Origin of the sequence: Paraburkholderia sejongensis, assembly GCF_020880815.1 — a bacterium.
GTDB classification, from domain to species: domain Bacteria; phylum Pseudomonadota; class Gammaproteobacteria; order Burkholderiales; family Burkholderiaceae; genus Paraburkholderia; species Paraburkholderia sejongensis.
On the sequence record NZ_JAJITD010000012.1, the window covers coordinates 153630 to 176206 of the forward strand.

General features: G+C 64.9%; 16 protein-coding genes, 1 pseudogene and 1 riboswitch. Of the genes and pseudogenes, 4 read left to right on the forward strand and 13 right to left on the reverse strand.

Annotated elements, in window-relative coordinates; all coding sequences use genetic code 11:
• The first annotated feature begins 22 nt into the window (after positions 1-22).
• Entirely contained in the window at positions 23-2191 is a 2169-nt protein-coding gene (locus tag LJ656_RS23385) for a D-(-)-3-hydroxybutyrate oligomer hydrolase (RefSeq protein WP_230511889.1), read from the forward strand.
• Between the two features lie 156 nt (positions 2192-2347).
• Here LJ656_RS23385 and LJ656_RS23390 read toward each other — a convergent pair whose 3' ends face one another.
• The 3 genes from LJ656_RS23390 to LJ656_RS23400 all read right to left on the reverse strand — a co-directional run bounded on the left by LJ656_RS23390 (position 2348) and on the right by LJ656_RS23400 (position 6442).
• Positions 2348-3637 carry an MFS transporter gene (locus LJ656_RS23390; RefSeq protein ID WP_230511890.1) on the reverse strand — a complete coding sequence of 430 codons (1290 nt, stop codon included), beginning with the start codon at positions 3635-3637 and terminating at the stop codon, positions 2348-2350.
• A 64-nt stretch (positions 3638-3701) separates the two neighbouring features.
• Positions 3702-5039 (reverse strand): MFS transporter, encoded by a 1338-nt coding sequence (locus LJ656_RS23395; protein WP_230511891.1) that lies wholly within the window; start codon positions 5037-5039, stop codon positions 3702-3704.
• A 128-nt stretch (positions 5040-5167) separates the two neighbouring features.
• The gene (locus tag LJ656_RS23400; RefSeq protein ID WP_230511892.1) at positions 5168-6442 is read right to left on the reverse strand and encodes a glucarate dehydratase family protein; all 1275 of its coding nucleotides are present in this window, start codon (positions 6440-6442) and stop codon (positions 5168-5170) included.
• A 201-nt stretch (positions 6443-6643) separates the two neighbouring features.
• Between LJ656_RS23400 and LJ656_RS23405 the strand changes: the two genes are divergently transcribed.
• Complete coding sequence (locus tag LJ656_RS23405; RefSeq protein ID WP_230511893.1) at positions 6644-7351, forward strand: GntR family transcriptional regulator; 708 nt, start codon at positions 6644-6646, stop codon at positions 7349-7351.
• Between the two features lie 37 nt (positions 7352-7388).
• On the opposite strand, the gene LJ656_RS23410 is transcribed toward LJ656_RS23405, so the two are convergent.
• Genes LJ656_RS23410 through LJ656_RS23435 form a run of 6 tightly spaced genes read right to left on the reverse strand, consistent with a single transcriptional unit; the run spans position 7389 to position 14804 of the window.
• Entirely contained in the window at positions 7389-8660 is a 1272-nt protein-coding gene (locus LJ656_RS23410; RefSeq protein WP_230511894.1) for an aromatic ring-hydroxylating oxygenase subunit alpha, read from the reverse strand.
• 47 nt (positions 8661-8707) lie between these two features.
• Positions 8708-9526 (reverse strand): siderophore ferric iron reductase, encoded by an 819-nt coding sequence (locus tag LJ656_RS23415; protein ID WP_230511895.1) that lies wholly within the window; start codon positions 9524-9526, stop codon positions 8708-8710.
• Between the two features lie 2 nt (positions 9527-9528).
• Entirely contained in the window at positions 9529-11400 is a 1872-nt protein-coding gene (locus LJ656_RS23420; protein WP_230511968.1) for an IucA/IucC family protein, read from the reverse strand.
• A gap of 32 nt (positions 11401-11432) precedes the next feature.
• A complete protein-coding gene (locus tag LJ656_RS23425; protein WP_230511896.1) occupies positions 11433-12071 on the reverse strand; it encodes a GNAT family N-acetyltransferase in 639 nt (212 codons plus the stop codon).
• Positions 12061-13434, reverse strand: coding sequence for an MFS transporter (locus LJ656_RS23430; protein ID WP_230511897.1), 1374 nt, complete (start codon positions 13432-13434; stop codon positions 12061-12063). Before LJ656_RS23430 ends, LJ656_RS23425 begins: the two co-directional genes overlap by 11 nt.
• A complete protein-coding gene (locus tag LJ656_RS23435; protein WP_230511898.1) occupies positions 13431-14804 on the reverse strand; it encodes a lysine N(6)-hydroxylase/L-ornithine N(5)-oxygenase family protein in 1374 nt (457 codons plus the stop codon). The genes LJ656_RS23430 and LJ656_RS23435 overlap by 4 nt, the downstream gene beginning before the upstream one ends.
• A 561-nt stretch (positions 14805-15365) precedes the next feature.
• Here LJ656_RS23435 and LJ656_RS23440 point away from each other — a divergent pair.
• Entirely contained in the window at positions 15366-17603 is a 2238-nt protein-coding gene (locus tag LJ656_RS23440) for a TonB-dependent siderophore receptor (protein WP_230511899.1), read from the forward strand.
• A 168-nt stretch (positions 17604-17771) separates the two neighbouring features.
• Here the strand turns inward: LJ656_RS23440 and LJ656_RS23445 are convergent, their stop codons facing one another.
• The 4 genes and pseudogenes from LJ656_RS23445 to LJ656_RS23460 form a co-directional block, all read right to left on the reverse strand.
• Positions 17772-18269: a 6,7-dimethyl-8-ribityllumazine synthase gene (locus LJ656_RS23445; RefSeq protein WP_230511900.1), complete on the reverse strand. Its 498-nt coding sequence runs from the start codon at positions 18267-18269 to the stop codon at positions 17772-17774.
• Between the two features lie 70 nt (positions 18270-18339).
• A riboswitch (FMN riboswitch) is annotated at positions 18340-18508 on the reverse strand.
• A 57-nt stretch (positions 18509-18565) separates the two neighbouring features.
• Positions 18566-19191 (reverse strand): annotated as a pseudogene (locus LJ656_RS23450) (uracil-DNA glycosylase family protein).
• Between the two features lie 103 nt (positions 19192-19294).
• Complete coding sequence (locus LJ656_RS23455; RefSeq protein ID WP_230511901.1) at positions 19295-19837, reverse strand: DUF488 domain-containing protein; 543 nt, start codon at positions 19835-19837, stop codon at positions 19295-19297.
• A 387-nt stretch (positions 19838-20224) separates the two neighbouring features.
• Positions 20225-21442 carry an FAD-dependent oxidoreductase gene (locus tag LJ656_RS23460; protein WP_230511902.1) on the reverse strand — a complete coding sequence of 406 codons (1218 nt, stop codon included), beginning with the start codon at positions 21440-21442 and terminating at the stop codon, positions 20225-20227.
• 189 nt (positions 21443-21631) lie between these two features.
• Here LJ656_RS23460 and LJ656_RS23465 point away from each other — a divergent pair, with 189 nt between their 5' ends.
• Positions 21632-22573, forward strand: a complete 942-nt coding sequence (locus LJ656_RS23465) for a LysR family transcriptional regulator (protein ID WP_230511903.1) — start codon at positions 21632-21634, stop codon at positions 22571-22573.
• Positions 22574-22577: the final 4 nt, after the last annotated feature.

The following is a 22577-nucleotide window of genomic DNA, read 5'->3' on the forward strand; positions in this document are numbered from 1 at the left end:
AACAACAAAGAAGGAGATAAGAATGACAGGCTCCCCGATCGCACGCAGATGCACAGGCAGAACAGCACGACTGCGTACCGCCAAAGCTCCAGGAAAAGCACTAGGAATAGCCATAGCAACAGCATGCGCGGCACTCGTCGGCACTGCCCACGCGACCGACCATGATAACGACCGTCACGTCGACTCGAACCCATTGCCTTCGTTCGTCGTACCAAACAGTCTTTCGACCGTCACCTACGACGGCACCACCGACGACCTGCTCACCGCCGGCCTCGGCAAAACCGGACTCGCCAGCGCGGTGGCACCCGCCATCGCGAACGCCGCCAGCCCCACCTCAGCCGAACTACGCAGACTCGCGATCTGGTCGAACTACCGCGCGCTCGTCGACATGACGGCGGCCGGCGGCTACGGTCGCTTCTGGGGGCCCAATGTCGATCTCGACGGCAACGACACGCTAGGCGAAGGCAAAATCGCCGGCACCGAATATCTGGCCTACGCCGACGACGGCAGCGGTCGCCAGAACGTCAGCCTGCTCGTCCAGGTGCCTGCAAGCTTCAACCCGGCCAATGCTTGCATCGTCACCGCGACGTCGTCGGGCTCGCGCGGCGTCTACGGCGCGATTTCCGCGGCCGGCGAGTGGGGTCTGAAGCGCGGCTGCGCGGTCGCCTATTCCGACAAGGGCAGCGGCAACGGCGCGCACGAACTGATGAGCGGCCTCGTCACGCTGATCGACGGCCGGCTCGCCAGCGCCGCCACCGCCGGGAACGCGAGTCTTTTTACCGCCGACGTGTCCGCCTCCAAACTCGCCACCTACAACCAGAAGTACCCGTATCGCTATGCATTCAAACACGCGCACTCGCAGCAGAATCCCGAGCAGGACTGGGGCAGGGACACGCTCGATGCGATCCAGTTCGCGTACTGGGTGCTGAACCAGCAGTTCACACCGCGTGACGACTCGCTGCATCATCGCGTGCGCTATCAGCCCGGCAGCATCACCACGATCGCGGCATCCGTGAGCAACGGCGGCGGCGCGTCGCTCGCGGCCGCCGAGCAGGACACGAAAGGCTGGATCACAGCGGTGGTGGTCGGCGAGCCGCAAATCAACGTGCGCATGCCGGGCCGCGCGCAGGTGAAAGAGGGCGGCCAGCGAATCGGCGCGGCCGGCAAACCGCTGGCCGACTACATGACGCTCGCGAATCTGCTCGAACCGTGCGCCGCGCTCGCGGATGCGGCCGCCAACGCGCCGTATCTGACCGCGCTGCCGCTCGCGACCACCACGGCGATCCGCGAGGCGCGCTGCGCGTCGCTGGCGGCGGCCGGATTCGTGCGCGGCAGCGACACCCAAACACAGGCCAACGACGCACTCGCGCGGCTGCATCAAGCCGGCTACGAGGCGGATTCGGATGTGCTGCATGCGCCGATGTGGGATTCGCAGGCGGTGCCGGCCGTCGCCGTCACGTATGCGAACGCGTACACGCGGGCGAGCGTCGTCGACAATCTGTGCGGCTTCAGCTTCGGCACGACGAACCCGTTGACGGGTGCCGCGGGCGTCGCGCCGGCGGTCTCGCCGATGCCGACCGTCTTCGGTCTCGGCAACGGTGTGCCGCCGACCAACGGCATCAGCCTCGTCTATAACCCGACGCCGTCGGCGGGCGCGGACCATCGGCTCGCGACCCCCGATGCGAGTTTCGCGGGCGCGGCATGCGCGCGGGCGTTGTGGACCGGCAAAAATCCGCGCATGCTCGCGAGCGTCGACGCGATCAGCGTGAACGCGCTGCTGCATGGCAAGCCCACGATCATCGTGCAGGGCCGCAGCGATGCGTTGGTGCCGATCAATCACGCGTCGCGCGCGTATCTTGCCGCGAACAGCGTGCGCGAAGGCTCGCATAGCCGGCTGTCGCTATACGAAGTGACCAATGGTCAGCATTTCGACGCGTTTCTGGGCGTGCCCGGCTTCGACAGCCGTTTCGTGCCGGTCCACTACTACAACCTGCAGGCGCTCAATCTGATGTGGAGCCACCTGAAGAGCGGCGCGGCGCTGCCGCCTTCACAAGTGATCCGCACGATCCCGCGTGGCTCTAGTGCGGGCATCGTGCCGGCGTTGACCGTGTCGAACCTGCCGCCGATCGTCGCGAACCCCGGCAGCAACGCGATCAGCGCGGAGCATGGAGTGGTCGACGTGCCGCATTAGCCGGAGCATCCGCGACGCGACGCTCGCAGCAAGCTGTCGATACGAGGGCCGCCGTTGGCGGCCCTCGCTGTTTGGGGAATCGGCATCGGTAGCGCCGTCATGCGCCAATACCCGCCGCTAGTTCCCCGCCGCCGGCGCGCCGCATTATTCAGAACTTCAGTCGCGCAGCTTTACCGGCGTCATCCGCGGCATCAGCAGATGAATGATGCCGAGCGCGATCAGGTACGCGGATGCGCCGACCACGAACAGCGCCCAATACTGGCCGGTGCGCTGCAAGGTTTCGCCGATCACGCCGGAGAAGAAGAACGAGCCGACCATCCCCGCGACGCCGCCGATGCCGACCACGGTGCCGACCAGCCGGCGCGGAAACACGTCGCCGACGGTCGTCACCAGATTGGCCGACCAGCCCTGGTGCGCGGCGGCCGCCAGCCCGACCGCGAACACCGCATACCACAGACTCTGGAAGTACGACAGCGTTGCGATCGGCACCACGCACACCGCGCAGATGGCCATCGTCACCTTGCGCGCGAAGTTCGGATGATTCGAGCGCGCCATCAGACGCGACGACAGCCAGCCGCCGGCGACGCTGCCAACCGATGCCATCGTGTAGATCGCGATCAGCGGCAGACCCATGGGGCCGATATCGATGTGACGCGACTCGTTGAGCCACTTCGGCAGCCAGAACAGGTAGAACCACCACACTGGATCGGTCAGCAGCTTGCCGAAGACGAACGCCCACGTCTCGCGATACTTCAGCACCGACAACCAGCTGACGCGCTGCTCGACGACTTCGTCGCGATCGGCGTTGATGTAGTCGAGCTCTTCCTTCGATACCGACGGATGCTGCGCCGGCTGCCGATAGACGAGCAGCCACACCGCGAGCCAGATAAAACCGGTTGCGCCGCCCGCGATGAAGGTCGCGCGCCAGCCCCAGGTGACCGCCGCGATCGGCACGAAGGCCGGCGCAACGATCCCGCCGATCGTTGCACCCATGTTCCAGAAGCCGGTCGCGAGCGCCCGTTCCTTCTTCGGGAACCACGTGGCGGTGGTGCGGATCGCGACCGGGAAGTTGGCCGCCTCGCCGAAGCCGAGCAGGCCGCGCACGGCGGCGAAGCCCGGCACGGTCGCCGCGACCGCGTGCAGCATCGCGGCGAGGCTCCACATCGCCATCGCGCTGCCGTACACGAGCTTGGTGCTGACGCGGTCGGCGATCCGGCCGAAGATCGCCAGACCCACCGCGTATGCGACCGTAAACACCATCACGGTCTGCGCGTACTGCACCTGGGTCCAGCCGATGTCCTTCTGCAGCAGCGGCGCGAGCAGGCCGAGCATCTGCCGGTCCATGTAGTTGATCGTGGTCGCCGCGAAGATCATCGCGCAGATGGTCCAGCGGTATCGTCCGACCGCCGTGCGGGCAGCGGCCGCGTTGGCTTCCAGTATTTTCATTGCGTCTCCGTAGGTTTGCTTTAGTAGGTTGTCCGGATGGTTCGGGATACCTGGTTTGCGGTGTTCAACGGGCGTGCGGGGCGGGCGCCGGCAGGCTGTCGCGAGGGCTCATTCGCGCGAGGAACACGACGCCGGCGGCGAGCACCGACATGGCCGCGAGGCCGGTGAGTCCGCCTTCGATCGAGCCGGTTTTCTGCTCGAGCAGGCCGAACATCGCCGGCGCGACGAAGCCACCGAGATTGCCGATCGAATTGATCAGCGCGAGCACCGCGGCGGCGATCCGCGCGTCGAGATAGCCCTGCGGAATCGGCCAGAATAGCGACGACGCAGCCTTGAAGCCGATCGCCGCAAAGCAGATCGCGATGAACGAGAACACCGGGCCGCCCTGGCCGGCCGCATACATGCCGGCCGCGGCGATCAGCAACACGCACGCGACCCATGCCTGCTGATACTTGAAGCGCGCGGCCAGCATCGCGAACAGATACATCGCCGCAATCGAAATCAGCCACGGGATCGAGTTGAGGAAGCCGACCTGCAGATCGTTGAAGTGGCCCATCTTGCGGATGATGCTCGGCAGCCAGAACGTCGCGCCGTAGATCGTCAGCGACACCGCGAAGTAGATCAGGCAGAAGATCAGGATTTGCGGGTCGCGCAGCAGCGTCCACAGCGACGGGTGACCGCCGTGCGACGCGGCGCGCCGGCGCTGCTCGTCGTCGATCTCGCCGATCACCGCATCCTGCTCGGCGCGGCTGAGCCACTGCGCGTCGCGCGGCTTCGAGTCGAGCCATAGCCAGATGAAGCCAGCCAGCGCGACCGAGAACATCCCTTCGATCACGAACATCCACTGCCAGCCGCGCAGCCCGCCGCCTTCGATCATCATCAGCCCGCCGGAGATCGGCCCGGACAGCACCGACGCAAGCGCGGAACCGCTCAGAAAGATCGCCATCGCCTTGCCGCGTTCGTTACCGGGCAGCCATTGCGTGAAGTAATAGATCACGCCCGGAAAGAAGCCGGCTTCGGCCGCGCCGAGCAGCAAACGCATCGCGTAGAACGAGGTCTCGCCGCGCACGAACGCCATGCCGGCCGCCGCGAGCCCCCACGTCAGCATGATGCGGGTCAGCCACAGTTTCGCGCCGAAGCGTTGCAGCAGAATGTTCGACGGTACTTCGAAGACCGCGTAGCTGATGAAGAAGAGTCCCGCACCGAGTCCGTAGGCGGCCGCGCCGATGCCGAGATCGGCGCTCAGATGCTGACGCACGAAGCCGATGTTCACCCGGTCGATGTAGTTGACGATGAACATCACGACGAACAGCGGCAGCACCCGCCACTTGATCTTGCGTACCGCGTCTGCGAGCAGGGCGGCGCGCTCCGGCCGCGCCGCGTCCGGGGTGGAACGGTTCATGGACTTGTCTCCTTCGGTGGCAGCACGGTACGGATGCCGGTTGCCGGCGGTCCGCGCGGGTCGAGCGCGCGGATCAGATGCGCGGATCAGATGCGGGATGCAAAGCCGCGGCGCAAAAGCTCAAAAGCTCAAAACCGCGGGTTCTTGCCGGTGAAGCTCGGGTCGTACTTCTTCATCTGCTTCAGGTCGTCGCGATTGCGCACGCCGCACGACAGGTACTGCGCGTGCAGTTGCGCAAGCCGCTCGCGATCGAGTTCGACACCCAGACCCGGCGTGCCGGGCACGCGCACCGCGCCGTTGTCGAAGCGCACGCGGCCGCCCTTGATCACTTCTTCTTCCTGCCACGGGTAGTGCGTATCGCACGCGTAGGTCAGGTTCGGAATGCTCGCGGCGACGTGGGTCATGGCCATCAGGCTGATGCCCAGGTGAGAGTTCGAGTGCATCGACATCCCGAGGTCCCACAGCTTGCACATGCGCGCGAGCGTCTGCGTTGCGCGCAGACCGCCCCAGTAGTGGGGATCCGACAGCAGCACCTTGACCGAGCCCATTTCGGCGCCGCGGCGGAACTCGTCCATCGTCGTGATCACCATGTTGGTCGCGAGCGGCAGACGCGTGTGCTTCGCGAGTTCGGCCATCCCCGCGAGACCCGGGCACGGGTCCTCGTAGTATTCGAGCAGCTCGTCGAGTTCGGGCGCGGCGGCGATGCTGGTTTCGAGCGTCCAGTTCGCGTTCGGGTCGAGCCGCAGCGGCGTGCCGGGGAAAGCGTCGTGCAGCGCGCGCATACAGGCGATTTCATGCGCGGGTTCGAACACGCCGCCCTTCAGCTTGATGCTTTGGAATCCGTACAGATCGATCATCCGGCGCGCCTGCGCGACGATCTGCGCGGGGCTGATGCCTTCGCCCCAGGCGTCGGGCGCATAGGGTCTTTCGATGTGTTCCGCGTACCTGAAGAACAGGTACGCACTGTACGGCACCGCGTCGCGCACCTTGCCGCCGAGCAGATCGACGATCGGTGCGCCGACGAGCTGCCCTTGCAGGTCGAGCATCGCGACTTCGAGCGTGCTGATCACTTTCGGCGCGTTCTTCGCCGCGTGCGAGCCGGGCGCGAGTTCGAACTCGACCGCGCCGGGGCTCGCCTTGATCGTCGCGCGCACGCGCTCTTCCATCCGGTTCAGGTCGAATGGCGACAGCCCGAGCACCAGCGGCCGCGCCTGTTCGAGCACGCGCAGCATCGGCTCGTCGCCGTAGGTCTCCGAGATTCCGACGCGGCCGTCGCTGGTTTCCAGCTCGACGATGGCGCGCAACGCCCAGGGTTCGTGGATCCCGGCCGCGTTCAGCAGCGGGCCGTCGCGGAAGGCGATCGGCGTAATTCGCACCTGCGTGATGGTGATGTCGCGAGTCATGGTGGCAGTCGGCAATAAAAAAACGAGATGGGACGGATCGTAAAGCACTAATGTATTAGTGTGTCAGTCGGGTAAACGCTTATCCGACGGTTTCGCTCCGTTTCGCTGAAAAGCCCGCTGGACGGGGCTCGGGTCCGCTATAGTGCTAGTGTTTCAGCGCCCGGCCAGACCGGGCGCTCGCGTCAACGCTTCATTCCAGCCATGAAAAATCACCTTTCCCGGAGCGCGGTGGTCCACCGCATCGACCGCTCCCGCCATGCCGCGCCGCAGGTTTTCGAACGCCTGCGCGAAATGATCCTGTCGCTCGAATTGACGCCGGGCACGGTGCTGTCGCGCACCGAACTGGCGAGCCGCTACGGTCTGAGTCAGACGCCGGTGCGCGACGCGCTGATGAAGCTCGGCGAGGAAGGGCTGGTCGACATCTATCCGCAACACGCGACAGTGGTCAGCCAGATCAATGTGACCTCGGCGTTGCAGGCGCTGTTTCTGCGCCGCTCGATCGAACTTGAAGTGGTGCGCACGCTCGCGCAGCAGCGCGATGTCGGGCTGCTTGCCGAGCTGCGCGCAACCATCGAGAAACAGGCGGAACTGCTCGATCTGAAGAACTTCGAACAGTTCTCGCTATTCGATCAGGCGTTTCACCGGCAGATGTACGAGGCAGCGGGGGTGCCGCAACTGTGGGACCTGGTGCGCAGATTGAGTGGCCATATCGACCGGCTGCGGCGGCTGCATCTGCCGGTCGAGGGCAAGACGCTGGCGGTGGTGCGCGATCACACCGAGATCGTCGATGCGATCGGCAACGGCGATGTGGACGGTGCGCAGGCGGCGCTGCGCAAGCATCTGTCGAGCACGCTCAATCAGATCGATCAGATTCGCGCGAGTCATCCGAATTTCCTCGCGGACGACTGAACCGTCGATTGACCTGCTGATCGAGTAGGGCGGCAATTCAAACCGCCTGCAATTCGAACACCGGCCGCTTAAGCGCTGGCGTGCCGCCGCCCAGCGCGCGCCGGTACCACGCATGGAAATGGCGCATCCCGTCTTCGAGCGGCGACTGGTACGGGCCGGCGTCGCTGCTGCCGCGCCGCTGCAAACGCAGCCTGCCCGCATCCATCCGCTCGGCGATCTCGTCGTCTTCGATCACGGTTTCCAGATACGCGGCGCGCTGCGCGTCGACGAACTCGCGCTCGAACGCGGCGATGTCCTCTGGGTAGTAAAACTCGACGACGTTCAGCGTTTCCTGCGGCCCCTTTGGATAAAGCGTCGACACGACCAGCGTGTGTGGATAAAGCTCGATCATCTGGGTCGGGAAATACGCAAGCCAGATCGCGCCGAACGACGGCGCCTGACCGCCGCGATATTCGAGCAGCCGGTCGTGCCACGTGCGATACACGTCCGAGCCCGGTTGCGCGAGCGCGTTGTTCACGCCGACGCGCTGCATGCTGTAGGTGTCGGCGAATTCCCAGTCGAGGTCGTCGCAGGTGACGAACTGGCCGAGTCCCGGATGGAACGGCGCGACGTGATAGTCCTCCAGATAGACCTCGATGAAGGTCTTCCAGTTGTAGCGGCAGGTATGTGTTTCGACATGGTCGAGCACGTAGCCGGAAAAATCGAACTCGGGGCGCGCGAACACGCGGGCCATATCGTCGGCCGGTTCGCGCGGTCCTTCGTAGAGGAGTCCGTGGCAATGCTTGAGCGCGAAGCGTTCGAGATTGCGGCACGGTTTGCGCTCGAACTCGGGCGCGCCGATCAGTTCGCCTGTGCCGTCGTAAGTCCAGCGATGCAGCGGGCAGACGATATTGCCGCCGGTCGCCGCGAGATTGCCGCTGGTTTGCGGCGGGGCGCTTGCGCTCGCTGCTGCGCTCGTGTGGCCGACCGGAGTGCCGCCGGGCTTGCCGCTCACATTGCCGCTCACATTGCCGGCCGCGCCGCCCAGCATCAGCGCCTGACGGTGCCGGCATACGTTCGACAGCAACTGCACGCCGCCCGCGTTGCGCACCAGCACGCGACCGCCTTCGTCCTGCGGCAGCGCGCGCCAGTCGCCGGGATTGGGCACCGACTGCTCGTTGCCCACGTACAGCGCCGAGGTCGCGAAGATGCGCGCCATTTCGAGTTCGAACAGCGCGTCGTCGAAATACGCGCTTGCCGGCAGTTGGAGCCCCCCGTCGCCGACGTCGTCCGTCAGGGCGAGATGGGGCAGGTTGCTGATGTCGTTCATCGGTCGTTTCCTTTGGTTGGAGCACCCGCGCGTGCCGGCGGCCGCTTTCACGCGGCAGCCGCGCCGTCGTGCTCCGCATTCAACCGGGCGATGCGCTCGCACTGCTGCAGCCGCGGACAGGTGCTGCACAGTTCGCCGTCGCGTCGCCGATAGTGGTAGCAGCAGGTCTGTCGATCGAGCGCGAGCGCGCTCGTGCGGTCGCTGCGTGCATAGGTGAAGAAGCCGCCGCGGCCGTCGAGCGCGAGCGCCGCGAGCCAGCGTTTGCCGAGCGCGTCGACCTGCGCGTGGTCCCACTCGGGGTGTCGCGCGCGCGCCGCGAGCAGCGCCGCGAGTGCGCAATCGGCCTGCATCGCCGCGGCGGCGATCGGGTTCACGCGAATCACGCGCGACAGCTCGTCGAAGATCTGCCCGCAGCAGCCGGCGATTTCTCGCGCGGCGAGTTCGATCAGCGCGTCGGGTGGCGCGTGCGCCGGTTCGTGCGCCGGCACCCGCACTTCGCGAGTCCAGCCGTTGTCGATCGGCTGCTCGACGCGCGCGAGCGACACCACGCGCTGCGCGGTATGCACGCCGATCACGCTCAGATAGATCGGCTGCCAGATCAGGATGCCCCAGCAGCGCAGCGACCAGTACGCGCGCCCGGCCTCCGGATATGCGCCGCTCCAGTGCGCAAGCAGCGTTTCGAGCGCGACGCGGTTGGCTTCGACGGCGGCGGGGCGCAGATGCGCGACGCCGCGTGCAGCTTCAGCCGGGGCGCCCGGCGCCGCGCCGCTCGCCGCGCCGCCGCCGACCCCAACCGTGCCGCGCAGTCCCGGTACGACGCTGGCGGCGAGCCGCAGCAGTTGCTCCAGTGCAGGGCTCGTCGTCATGCTCAGGCCTCGATCGCTTCCGCGAGCACGCGTTCGCCGGCGGCGCGGCCGGCTGCCCGGCGTCCCGCGAGCGGATTGCGCAGATTGCCGGCCATCTTCAGATTGCCGGCCGGATCCGACAGGTTGACCATCTGCAGGTTATTGCCGAGTTGCAGACGGTTCAGGCACGAATGCAGGAACTCCGGCGCGAACATGTCGTACTGCTCGTACTTCTGCGCAAGCTGCGGATGAGCATCCTGATAGCGCGTCACGCAGCGCGCAACCGCGTCCCAGAACACGTCTTCGGTGCAGCAGCCGTGCTCGACCAGAATCTGGTTCACGTAGCGGAAGAAGCCGTCGAACACGTCGATGAAAATCGCCAGCAGCTTTACGCGTTCGGGTACGTCGACCGCGAGGCGCTGCACGTTCTCCGGCAGCTTCGCGTCCTTGTTCAGGATCGCCGATTCTTCCGCGATGTCCTTCATGATCGCGCGCACCGGCACGTGGTTTTCGAGCACCAGAATCAGGTTCTCGCCGTGCGGCATGAACACGAGGTCGTACGTATAGAAGCAGTGCAGAAGCGGCGCCAGATACGCTTGCAGATAGCGGTCGAGCCACGCCTGCACCCCGAGCCCGGACGCTTCGATCAGCGCGGGCAGCAGCGCGCGGCCGTCGCGGTCCGTGTGCAGCAGCGCCGCCATCGTCATCAGACGCTGGCCGTCGCCGACGTGCTGGAGCGGGTTTTCGCGCCACAGCGCGGAGAACATCTTCTTGTACGGCGTATCGACCGGCACCGCCGCTTCGTAATAGCCGTTGCGGAAGCCGAGCGACGCGACTTCGCGCAAAATCGTGAAGCCCTGGCCGCGCAGATACTTATCACCGCTGACGAGGCCGAGAATGTAGTCGTTGATCGCTGGCGTGCCCGACATGTAGTACGGCGACAGCCCGCGCATGAAGCCCATGTTGAGGATCGACAGCGAGGTCTTCACGTAGCGCTTCGAGCGGTCCGACACGTTGAAAAACGTGCGGATCGACTGCTGCGCAAGATAGCGGTCCTCGCCGTAGCCGAGACAGATGATCCGGTTGGTCGCGACATAAGACGCGAACGCGATGGAGAGCTTGTTGAACCACTGCCACGGATGCGCGGGCATCAGGTGGTAGTCGTCGAAACGGCAGCCGCGCGCCTCGACGATCTCGCGAAAGCGCGCGACGGCCGGCGCGCCGAGCTCTTCGTCCATCAGCCGCGCGTAGTCGAGATCGGCCGAGCAATGAAATGCTGCGTGGTCCTTATGAACGGCCAGCCAGATCACCTGGATCGTCGAGCCGGCTTCGGGTGCGAACGCGCGGTAGTCGCCTGCATCGAAGCCGAGCCGGCCGTTGTTCGCGACGAAGCCCGGATGCCCTTCGCTCATCGCGGTCTCGATCGCCTGGAAATCCGCGTGCAGCAGATCGGGCGTGTCGGGGCCCGGCTTGACCGCCTTGTAGGCGGCGCCGTACAGCGTGCTGCTGATTTCGTCGAGATAGATCGGCAGCATTTCTTCCTTGATCGCGAGGCGCGCGCGCACGTCGAGAATGAACGCGAGCGCGTCGAGCGGCTGCTCAATGCCGTCCTTCGTGCAGACGATCGATTCCGGCCGGATGCTCCAGTGGCGCAGCGCCAGCTGGCGTGCTTCGAACGTATAGGCGCGCGAGCCGTCGTCCGACTTCACTTCGTAGTACGCATAGTGTTCGCCCGGCGCGTCGCCGAGCTTTTGCGGTTCGACGATCAGTTCGTGCGCGTACTCGGCGATCGCCTTGCGCACCAGCATCCGGTTCGCGTTGCGCCACACTTGCGGCGTCAGATGCGCGGCGGCCTCGGGCGGGTTCAGCAGTACCTGTTGCTGGGCCTGTTGCATCGTCAGTTGGGTCGGCAGGTTGGTCGTTAAAGTCATTGCTGTAGATCCTTTTCGGTGGTGGTTCGAATGGCTGCGTAGAAGTCGGCGCGCGTGCAGAAAGCGAGCGACGCGGTCTTCTCGCGAAACGCGACGTCCTTCGCATAAACGAAGCCCATCGCGCGATTGAGTGCGTGAATCCGGGTGTTGCGCGCGTCCGGTTCGACGACGATCCGCGCGGCGTCCAGCTGCTCGAACAGGAACGTCATCAGCGTGCGGAACACCTGCTGCGTGTAGCCGGAGACCGGCTGCGCGGCGGGGCCGACGAACAGATGCATGCCGAGGTCGCCGGGCCGCGGCGTGTAGTGCTCGCCGACTTCGTCGTGCGCCGGGTCGTAGGTTTCGAACAGGAACGCGCTCGCGCCGTGCTGGCTGCCGATCCATGCGCACGCATGCGCCGAGTCCTCGATCGCCTGATAGAACGCGGCGACCTCGGCGACGCTTTTGTCGCGCATGTTCCAGAACGCGGCGCGTTCTTCGATGAACCAGCGATGCAGCGTCGGCGCATCGCGCGCGACGTCGAGCGCGCGGATCTCGAAGCCGGCGACACTCGCGGTGCGGGGCGAGCGTTGGGCGGCGTGCGGGGGCGCGGGGTAGCGCAGCGCGAGTTCGTCGGCGACGATGTCAGTTCGCATGGGCAGTGGCTCCGGTATCGGCAAGTTCGGGGGTGAGTCCAGTGGTCAAGTCGGTGGCAAGCGTCGCGTCGGCGAGCGCGGCGACCGGCGCTGGCGTGGCGTTCGCGGCGCGGCCGGCGGCAGGGGCAGCGCGGGTAGCAGTTTCAGCAGAAGCGGCAGCAGAAGCGGCGCTCGCCCGTTCGAGCAGCCAGGCGCTCAGCAACGCGGTCCCCACTAGACCCGCGGCGGCGGCGAAGAACGGCGCGCGCAAACCGGTTGCATCGACGATCGCGCCGGCCGCGAACGACGCGAGCAGCACGCCGAGGTTCTGGAAGAAATTGATCACGCTGAAGTCGGCCGCATACCACGCGGGTTTGCTGAGCGCGAACATCGTCACGTCGAGCTTCACGACGATCTGGAAGAACGCCCAGCCGAACAGCAGCCGGCCGGCGATGATCGCGAGCGGCGCTTCGACGCCCTGCAACAGCAGACCCACGGTGCACAACAGCAGGTTGCCGAGCATGTGATCCGGCAAGCGACGGCCCGCGTCGGCGATGCGCTTGTTGATGCGCAGCGCGACCAGCGCGACCATGCCCGGAATCGCGAATACGGTGCCCGACAGCAACTCGCTCGGCGAGCCGCTGACGCTTTGCCAGTACGACGACATGAACGGCCGGATCAGGTACACGCAGAAGTCGAACGCGAGCATCAACAGCGCGAGCCGCAGGATCGGCAGACGGTCGCGCAGCGTGCGGCGCGCGGTGCTTGCGCCGGCGTGCGCTCCGTCCGCTTGATCCGCTTGATCCGCTTCGTCCGCAAAACGGCAGCGCCGCGGGATCGCATGCGCGCGGATCAGCCACAGGCAGATGAACATCTGCGCGAAGTCGCCGGCCGCCATCGCGAAGATGCAGCTATGCGCGCTCCATACCTGCATCACGAAGCCGCCCGCCACCGCGCCGGCAATCGCGCCGAAATGCACGACCACCGATAGGAGTCCGATCGTATGCGCGTGCGACTCCTTCGGCTCGAAGCGCATCATGTACGGATACATCAGCAGATAGCTGCTCTTGCACATGAACATCGCCAGCGACAGCACCCAGAACAGCGGCACCGTAGGCGCCCAATAGCTCGCGACCGACAACACGCCCGCGGCGAACTGCGTATAGACCAGCAGATGCATCGCGTCGAGCCGCTTCGCGACGCGCGCCCATACAGGCAGCGTCAGCATCACGACGATCGAAATGAACGCGACATACGCGCCCGCGTGTACCGGACTCGTCACGCCATAGCGCGCGGCGAAGAACTGCGGATAGAACGGGATCAGGATCGCATCGCTGATGACGGCGAACGTCGTCATCAGGATGATCATGTTGCGCAACGTCATGCGGCCTCCAACGGCACCTTCACGAACGCGTCGGTATCGGGCACCGAGAAGTCCTGCAACGCGATGCGCCGCTCGATCTTGTAGTGCTCGACGCCGGTGATTTCGCGCAGGATGCACGAGTTGCGGTAGCAGCTCATGCCGAGGTCGGGGTTGGTCAGGCCGTGGCTATAGAGTCCGGCGTTCTGCACGAACACGTCGCGCTCGTCGACATCGATTGCATAGTTGCGCGACAGCCGGTAGCGGCCCTTGTCATCCCAGCGGATGCGCTCGCGAATGCCGTCGATAAAGCCCGGCACGTTCTGCGTATACCCGGTCGCGAAGATTGCGCCGCCGGTCACGTGCGTGTACTGGACGCCTTCGTCGCGCTGCACGAAACGCAGGTGATAGCGATCGTCGATGCGGTCGTAATGGCAGCCGGTCAGCTCGGAGTTGGTGATCAGCCGCGCGTTCTGATGACCGCGGCTGCGGCGGTCGTCGAGCAGATCGTAGATCTGGTTGATCAGCGACGCGTTCACGCCTTTGTACAAACTGTCCTGCTTCGCGATGATGCTTTCGCGCACGCTGTCCGGCAGGTTGTAGAAGTAATCGATGTAGTCCGGCGAGATCATCTCCAGCGTGAGCTTGGTGTTCTCCATCTGGAAGAAGCGCGGCGAACGCGTGATCCATGTGAGCGAATAGTCGTGTTCGTCGCTTTCCTTCAGCAGGTCGTGGAAGATTTCGGCGGCGCTCTGGCCGCTGCCGATCACCGCGATCGAGCGCTTGTGCTGCAAGTCCGCCTTGCGTGCGGTGTACTGCGCGCTGTGAATGCAGTGCTCGCGCACCTCGTCGCAGCACGCCGGCAGTTGCGGCACCGAACCGACGCCGACCACCAGTCGCCGCGCGCGATGCACGAACGGCTGGCCGCTGCGCACATGGCGTCCGCTCACCACGTAGTGCGTGCGTTCGGCGTTGTATTCGACACGCTCGACGTTCGAACCGAACGCGATGCTGGACAGCTGCGCGATCGCCCATTTGCAGTAGCGGTTGTATTCGGCGCGGCTCAGATAGAAGCGCTCGCGGATGTAGTACGCGTAGAGCTTGCCTTCCTGCTTGCAGTAGTTGAGGAAGCTGAACTTGCTCTGCGGATCGGCGAGGCTGACGAGGTCGGCGAGAAACGGATTTTGCAGCGTGGTGTCGTCGATCAGCATGCCGGGATGCCAGTCGAAGTCCTCGTTGCGCTCCAGAAAGAGACCGTGCAGATCGCAGATAGGATCGGCCAGACACGCGAGACTCAGGTTGAACGGTCCCAGCCCGATCGCGACGAAGTCGAGGACCTCGGGCTGCGCTGCGGCACGCGTCTGCTTTCCTGCATGGACATTAGGTGTACTCATGGTTGGATTCCTGTTTGGCCGGATAAGACCATGTTGAGATGCCTCATCGATCGACGTTAAAGCGGAGAGATGCCGGACGGCTGCGCAGCATGACACCTGCGGCTTGAGACGGGTTTCAAATGAGAATCGATCCCATTCGTGTTGGCGAATCATAGGAAGTTTGTCGGCCGATCGCAAGTGCGAAATTTGGATTCAGAAGGATCCCGAAGTAATTGCCAATTCGTTCAGCATCGCGAAGCAATAGGCCGGGCCACGGCGAAAGTCCCTGTGGATCGGAATGGCGCCCCGATGGCAAGGCGTTTGATCGAGCGCGCGACGCCCGCCTGCCGCGGCATCTTTTTTGAGATTTCTTTGCAGCTAAAACCCTTCAATTAGTAGGGCCAAATGCCGTACGCATAGTTGGCTGCCTAGCCGCGCGGGCTCGGGCGCTGTCGCCAAATTGCCATAGGCCTTATGCGAAATGCTTTCAAACCACCAACGACTTTGTTAAGATCGCCGCCTCAAGGAATAAGAATCAATCTCATTTGCACAACCGACGGAGGCGCTCGTTCGCTGGCTGACATGAAGAATCAAAAGAACACACGTAAAAAAGGGCTGTCGCTTCATCGTCCGGTGCAGCTTGCGGCGTGGCTGGCCTTTGCCGGCGCGGCGCAAGCTGCTTTCGCACAGAGCGCCGTCGGCGGGGAAACCGCGGCGCCGGGAGCCGCGGCAACGGGCGCGGCGGCGGGCGGGGCCGCGAGTGGGCCGGCAAGCGGAGCGGCCGGCGGCACCGAGCAGGCGCTGCCTGCCGTCAATGTCAGCGCGAGCGCCCAAAGCGATTCGCCGTTGAACCTGCGCACGCAAGTGTCCGCCGGCGCGCTGGGGTCGCGCTCGCAGCTCGAAACCCCGTTTTCGACCACGGTCGTAACCGGCGAGGAGCTCGCCGACCGTCAGGCCAACAAGCTCGGCGACGTGTTCATGGGCGACGCGTCGGTGACCGACAACAGCAACGCGTATAGCGCGTGGGCCACCTATATTTCGATTCGCGGTCTGCCGATCGACTGGCAGAACGGTTTCCGCATCGACGGCAATCCGTTTATTTCGTACGGCATAACGATGCCTTATGAAAACCTCGAGCGGGTCGAATTGCTGAAGGGCCTCGGCGGCTTCATGTATGGCTTCGCGCAGCCGGGCGGGATGGTCAACTATGTGACCAAGACACCGGGCGACAAGCCGGTGACGAGCGTGTCGGTCGGCTACCGGATGGACAGCGTGTTCAGCCAGCACGCGGACCTGAGCCGCCGCTTCGGTCCGGACGGAATGTTCGGCGCGCGCATCAACTATACGCACGAGGCGGGCAAGACGTATAACGCGGGCGACATCAATCGCAATTCGCTGGCGGTCGCGCTCGACGGTCAGCTCACGCGCGACCTGCAGGTTTACTTCAACGCGATCTACCAGCAAAGCCGTTCGAGCGGCCAGACGCCGGCGATCTACATCTCCCCGCAATATGTGGGTACTGGATTGCCGTCGCCGATCAGCGGCGGCAGCAATCTGCTCGGCGGCACTGACCAGCATCTGAACACCAACCTGCAGCTGTACACCGGCGGCGTCAAATATCAGATCACGCCGAACTGGTCGTTCAATACGTCGGTGAGCTACAGCAAGTCGACGCGCGACCGTAACGAGAGCACGCTGACGCTGCTGAACCAGGCGGGCGACTACTCGGACAGCCGCTGGAACGGCGACGAAGGCCATCAGGACATCTACTGGCAGGGCATGTTCGAAGGCAAGGCGAAGACCGGCATTTTCAGGCACGACCTCGTGTTCGGCGCGTCGTATCAGCGTCAGACCAACGACTACAGCGCCGTTTCGCACTTCTTCACATTGGGCGACGGCAACCTGTATCAGCCGAACCCATGGCGCTACTACTCGGGCGCGGGTCTGGACAAATACCGCGACAGCCAGATCACGCAGAAGTCGCTATTCGCCAGCGACACGATCCAGTTGACCGAGCGCTGGTCGGTGCTCGCGGGTCTGCGCTACTCGAACTACGATCAGGAGAGCTACAACCTGAGCGGCGGGCGCGTGTCGCAGTACAGTCAGAATGGCGTGCTGACGCCGACCGCCGCGCTGATGTACAAGCTCGAACCGCATACGACGCTGTACGCGAGCTATGTGGAAGCGCTGGAGCAGGGCACGATTGTCGACCAGATCTATGCGAACGGCGGCGCGTTGCTGCGTCCGCTGCGCTCGCGTCAGTACGAGATCGGCATCAAGAGCGAACAGGAGCGCTGGAGCGCGACGGCCGCGCTGTTCCGCATCGAACGCGGGGCCGCTTACGCGAACGAACAGAACGTCTATGTGCAGGACGGCAACTCGATCTATCAGGGTCTCGAAACCGCCGGCAGCGTGCGGCTCGGCCGCAACTGGCAGGTGGCCGGCTCGATGTTGCTGCTCGACTCGTGGTACGCGAAGGGGCAGGCGTATAACGGCAATCGCGTCGCGGGTGCGCCGCAGTTCGTCGCCGCCGGTCGGGTGACTTACGACGTGCCGCAAGTGCCTGGACTGCAAGTCGGCGCGGCCGCGAAATTCACCGGCAGCACCAAGGTGCGCCCGGCGGGCGACCTGGAAACGGGCGGCTACATGATCGTGAACGTCGGCGCGAACTATCTGACCCGTGTGGGCGGCCACGATGTGACGCTGCGCGCGGCGATCGACAACATCACGAACCGCCGCTACTGGATGTATCAGTACGCGAGCTACATTGGGCCGGGCGAGCCGCGCATGGTCAGTGTGAACGCGAAGATCGATTTCTGACCGCAGTGGGGTCGGTCCGCCGGCCCGCTGACACTACTCGTTGATGAGCCGATGACCGAACGGACCGCGACGGGTCGAACCGTCGCCGCTCCGGACGGCACCGGCGAGTCGAGCGAAGCGGCACCCGCAGCGGTCCGCTTTGCACCGACGTTATCCGACCAACCGCACTTAAGCCGCCACCAACGCCGACAACTTGCTCACCGTGTCAGCGCAAGCGCGCGCCGCTTCCGCGCCCTTTACGAGGAAGTGCTCGCGGAAGTACTTCACATGTTCTTCACCATGGAAATGGTGCGGCGTCAGCACCGCCGAGAAAACCGGTGTGCCGGTTTCGAGCTGTACCTGCATCAGTCCGTTGATGACCGCCTGCGCGACGAATTCGTGCCGGTAAATCCCGCCGTCGACTACCAGACCCGCAGCGACGATGCCCGCATAACGGCCGCTTTGCGCGAGACGCTTTGCGTGCAGCGGAATTTCGAAAGCGCCTGGCACTTCGAACAGATCGATATCGCCGGCGCTATAGCCGTACTCCTTGATCGCATCGAGGAACGAGACCTTGCACTGATCGACGATGTCGCGATGCCAGCATGCCTGAATGAATGCGAGACGCGGACGCTCGTTGGAGGAAACCGCACCTGCCGGTGCGTTGGAAAAGAGAGGTTTGTTCATGGACTTCAGCCTGTTTTGTGTGAACAGGGCGTAGAACGGCCGCGTTCCCGCCGAAGCGAGATGCTGGACGTCCTGTTCTCTTTCATCCGGACTATGACCGTCGGCCCCGGAATCCAACCGGGTCTGCTGACCTCTGCTCGACTGCCGTAAAGGCTGCTCAAACAGAGCGCTCGCGGGCTACGTCTTGCGAAAAGACGATTACCGCCGGTGGGGAGTTGCACCCCGCCCCGAGAACGTGTTCGTTGACGAACGGGCCGTACGTTACCACGAATGCCGGCAGTTTGTCGGGTAGCCGCTCAGCCGTCGTGGTCACTCGTCAACGCGGCCGCGACCCGCTCGCGTAGTGTCGGCAGCATCTCGCTTTCGAACCACGGATTGCGTTTGAACCACGCGATATTGCGCGGCGACGGATGCGGCAGCGGCATCACCCGCGGGCCGAATTCGGCCCAGCGCACAAGCGTATCGGTCAGCGTCGGGCCGAATGCGTCGCCGAGTCCGAAGCGTTGCGCGTACTGGCCGATCAGCAGCGTGAGCCGCACCGACTTCGAATGCGCGAGCAACTCGCGATGCCAGCGGCTCGCGCATTCGGGCCGCGGCGGCAAATCTCCGCTCGCTCCGCGGCCCGGAAACAGAAGCCGACTGGCACGATCGCAAATTTCGACGGGTCGTAAAACGTCGCGTCGTCGACGCCGAGCCATGTGCGCAGCCGCGCGCCGCTCGCGTCGCTCCACGGCACGCCCGACGCATGCACCTTGGCGCCCGGCGCCTGGCCGACGATCAGAATGCGCGCCTGGGTTGAGGCCACCAGCACCGGACGAGGCGCATGCGGCAGCAGCGGCGCGCATAGCGTGCACGCGCGGATCTCGCGAAGCAGCAGGTCGAGCGACGCGGGGGAGTTGGAGCGTTTGTTCGTAACAGCCATACGGGGCAGGGTGACGGTCCGCGCGACGTGCATCGGATTGTGTCGTAAATGATGGGTCGTAAGCGGTGGGTCGTAAGTCGTGGGGCGTGGATCGCAAATTGGCTCACGCCGATTCCGCAGCCAGGTAGATCAGCGTGCCGTCGGCTTGCGGCTCGGCGCCGGGCGTCATCGTGGCAGCGGTAGTGTGCTGCGCATCCATGATGTGCAGCACGGTTTCGCCGTGCATCAGCAGATAGTCGGTGATGATACGCCGGTGACAGCGCCACCAGACCGCCTCCGAACACATGATCGCGCAGCGTTGCCGGTGGCCGAGCGTCAGCAACTCCGACAAGCCGTCGCGAAACGTGTCGCTCAGCGCGTAGTCCGCGTAGTTGCGAAACGCCGGGTGCGTCCAGTACGTATTCGGCGACGGCATGTCGTCCTTGCGCTTGCCGCGTCGTCCGCCGAGCGCCGCGAGATGCACGTAATCGATTTGCGCCGGTGCGAGCGAGGCCGGCAGCGTATCGCGATTGAACTGCGGATTGGTGCGCGAGCGCGGAATGCTGCGCACGTCGACCAGCAGTTCGATCCGCTCGCCTTGCAGCAGCGCGATGAATTCCTGCAACGCGCGGGTGGAGTGGCCAATCGTGTAAAAAGCTGGGGTCATCGGTGACCTCGCCGGAGAGTTAAGGCGACGCACGGCACCGGCTTGCTGCACTTGCCGCGCATGAATAGCACGGTCCGCGCAGATGCGGGTGCAGACGCGCGGCGCAGCGAGGACGGTGCCGGTCGTACCGAAACACCGCGCAAGAATCGTGCTGCCCCGTGCGGCCCGCTTGCGTTCATGTTGCGCTCACGTTGCATCCAGGTCCCGCTCAGCCGCGCACGCACAAAGCAGCGGTGTTCAGCTCGGCGGCGCTGGTCAGCGCCGGCGTCAACTAACGATAGATCGCCGCGCCAGCCGCGTAAACGCGAGATTGCCGCGTGCCCATAAGCGACGCGGCAATCAAAACTGCAATCAAAGCTGAAGCCTCAAACCCTCAAACCCAAACCCTCAAAGCCAGGTCCCCCCCTGACGCTCATTCGGCTCCTCCGACAACGCGTCGAAATCGTGAATCCAGTCGAGGTGGTGCAGCACCTTCTCGCGTGAGCCGAGCCGCGCATTGCGCTCGGTCGCCGCGGGACCGTCCGGCAGATGCAGCACGTCGGCGGTCGAAATTGACGCGTACTGAACCTTGCGAGTGCGCCCGCGACGCAGACGTTCGTAGGATTCCTGCGCTTCGCGCCAGTTGCCCGGACCTGCCTTCGCGAGTTGATCGGCCAGCACCACCGCGTCTTCGATTGACTGATTCGCGCCCTGCCCGTGATGCGGCACTAGCGCATGCGCGGCATCGCCGATCAGCGTCACGCGGCCCTTGCTCCAGCGGCCGAGCGGCGGACGGTGGAACAGACCCCAGCGCTGGCTGATCGGTACCGCGCTGATCATCTGCACGACGGCCGGATGCCAGTTCCTGAACTGACGCAACTGCTCGCCTTCGTTAGCCGGCATCACCCAGTCGCGCGACGGCCACGGCGACGGATGCCGTTCGACCAGCAGGAAGTTCTGATCGCCGTTGTCGCCGATCGGGTAGTGCAGCAGGTGGCCGCCCGGCCCGACCCAGAACTGGATCGTTTCGGGATCGGGCAACAGATCCATGCGCTCGGCCGGCACCACGCCGCGAAAGCCCGAGCAACCGGAATACAACACGTCGTCATAGCCGAGCATCCAGCGGCGCGTCAGCGAACGCGCGCCGTCGGCGCCGATCACCAGATCTGCGCTCGCGCGTCCGCCGTTCTGGAACGTCAGTTCGACATGGTCGGCATGCTGGGTCAGATCGACGAGCCGATGGCTGAGCTTGATATGTTCGAGGCCGACCGCGCTCGACAGAATCGCCTGCAGATCGGCGCGATGAATGCCCCAGTACGAGCCGCCGAATTGCCCGCGATAGTCGGGCGTGCCGCGATGATGACCGATCACCTCGCCGCTGCGGCCGTCGCGATAGACGAGGCCGGGCACTTCGGCGACCACCTTCTCGAATTGCGCGCGCAGACCCATCCGGTCGTAGAAGCGCGTCGCGTTGGCCGACAGCGCGACGGCCGCGCCGACTTCGCGCAGCTCGTCGGTCTGTTCGTACAGTTGTGCGTCGATCCCATGCTCGCGCAGCGCGAGCGCGAGTGTCAGACCGCCGATACCGGCGCCGACGATGGCGATTTTCAGGTCGTGGTGCTTCATGACTATGTCTCCGAGATTCAGATTTATAAGCGACGAGGGGCCGGCGCGTGCCGCCGGGGCGTCGAATGCTTGCGCCGTGAGGTGAAGCCATTCTCGGTGGCCGGGTCTCATTCCACAATAAAATGGATGGAATCTGCTTCATCACTAATTTGAATGATCGATTTCAACGATCGACGGAAGGCCTGAATCATGGAACTGAGCGAGATCGACCTTAATCTGCTGTTGCTGTTTCACCGCCTGATGCAGGAGCGGCGCGTAGCGAGCGTGGCCGAGCAGATGAACATGAGCCAGCCCGGCGTCAGCAATGCGCTCGCGAAGCTGCGGCGCCGGCTCGGCGATCCGTTGTTCGTGCGCGGGCCGGGCGGCGTGGTGCCGACGCCGTTCGCGCTGCGTCTCGCGGACCCGGTCGCGCAGGCGCTCGCGACGCTGCGCGCCGCGCTCAATCCGGTGACCGGTTTCGATCCGTTGCGCGCGAGTCGCACGATCACGCTCGGCATGACCGATATCGGCGAAGTGGTGTTTTTGCCCGCGCTGCTCGAGCGGCTGGCGCGCGAGGCGCCGGGCGTCGTGTTAAACACGGTGCGCAATACCGGCGTGAACCTGGGCGAACAGATGGCCGACGGCCGCGTCGATCTCGCGATCGGTTTGCTGCCGCAACTGAAGGGCGGTTTCTATCAGCGCCGCCTGTTCGATCAGCGCTACGTGTGCCTGTTCCGGCGCGGCCATCCGCTCGAACAGGCGCCGCTCACGCTCGCGCGCTGGCGCGACGCCGAGCATCTGGTGGTGGTGTCGGCCGGCACCGGCCACGGTCAGGTCGAGGAGTCGTTGAAGCGGCGCGGCGTGCGGCGGCAAGTGCGGCTGACCGTGCCGCATTTCATGAGCGTCGGCTATATCCTGCAACGTACCGATCTGATCGCGACCGTGCCGGAGCGGCTTGCGTTGCAGCTCGCCGAGCCGTTTTCATTGAGCATGTGCGGTCTGCCGGTGTCGCTGCCGGGCGCGCCGATTCATCTGCTGTGGCACGAGCGGGTCCAGCAGGATGAAGGCAATCGCTGGCTGCGCGGCGTCGTCGCCGAGCTGTTCGCCGATTCGCGCAAGCCGGCGCGAGCGGTGAAGGCTGCGCAGGCGTAGAGAG